Here is a 1,194-nt window from a genome sequence, read left to right as displayed (position 1 = left end):
CTCGTGTTTTGACCGTTGTGTGGGCAGGGTGGTCTGGCGGTGTGGTGTGGGTGTTCGTGGTGGTGTGGGGGTGGGGTGTTATTTGCCCTTGTGGATGGCGTTGCGGCGGATGACGGGGTAGCGGGTTCGGCGTTTGCGGCGTTTTCCGGCGGGGCGTCCGGGTCCGGGGTGTCCGGGTTTCGGGTGGCCTGGTGGTTGCCAGGCGTTGCGTAGAGCGGGTGAAACCTGTCGGCGGGTCTGGCCGGGGGTGGGGGTTGTTGTGGTGGTGGTGGGTTCCCAGGGCAGCCGGTGGTGGGTGAGGTGGGTGCGGGTGCAGAACAGGTGGAGGTAGGCGTAGGCGTGTAGGCGGAGCCAGGTGGTCAGGGTGTCGGGTTGGCGGGGGTGGAAGTCCGGGGCGTGGGCGGTGGTCTTCAGGTAGCGGAAGTAGTGCTCGATGTCGTAGCGGGTCAGGTAGGTCATGACCAGGGTGAGTAGGTCGTGGCGGGTGCCGGAGTACCAGAGTGCGAGGTCGCCGGCGCGGCGGCTGGGGCGTAGGTGCTGGACCCGGGCGAGGAGCACGGTGCCTTCCACGATCGGGAGGGTGGTCTGGTCGGTGAATCCGCGGCTGGCGCGGGTGAGTTTGGGGTGGACGTGGTGCCAGGCCCGGACGGTGACGGTGCCGTAGATGTCGAGTGGTCCGCTGACACCGGCGTCCGGGGTCAGGTCGGGTTCGCGCAGGGTCAGCCGGAATCCGTGTCGGCGGGGCCGGCCTCCGAGTGGGTGGGCGGCCCGGTGTTCGGGTCTGGTCCACATGGTCTGCGAGGTCGCGAGTCTGACCAGGACGTCCGCGGGAATCCTGCGTTCGCGGATCAGGTGGGTGATCCGGGCCGCGGGGTAGCCGGAATCGAGGAGGAACAGCGACGGGTCGCCCGGGCGGGCGCCGTCGGCTGCGCAGATCTGTGCGATGTGGCTGACGGTGACCTCGACCAGGTCGTCGTCGGAGGTGATGCGGTCGGCCAGGACCGGCACGACCCACGAGTCCGGGGTCAGCGTCAACCGGACGACGTGCTGATACCGCCACCCGGTCTTGATCAGCGCCGCGCCACGCGGGCCGCCCGGGGTGTACTGCGGTTGCCGGTCCGGGCTGGTGGCTGCGTTCGGCCGGGGCCACGCGGTGGTATCGACGGCATACACCCGCGGCAGACCGGACCGAGC

Annotated in this window: 1 protein-coding gene; it reads right to left on the bottom strand. The window is 69.8% G+C overall.

What is annotated here, in order from left to right:
* Positions 1–78: 78 nt before the first annotated feature.
* Entirely contained in the window at positions 79–1,173 is a 1,095-nt protein-coding gene (locus JQX11_RS32850) for a hypothetical protein (RefSeq protein WP_307826482.1), read from the bottom strand.
* Positions 1,174–1,194: the final 21 nt, after the last annotated feature.

Origin of the sequence: Micromonospora humida (assembly GCF_016901255.1) — a bacterium.
Classification (GTDB): Bacteria; Actinomycetota; Actinomycetes; order Mycobacteriales; family Micromonosporaceae; genus Micromonospora; species Micromonospora wenchangensis.
The sequence above is the reverse complement of the archived record's forward strand: the minus strand, read 5'-3'. Positions and strand labels throughout refer to the sequence as shown.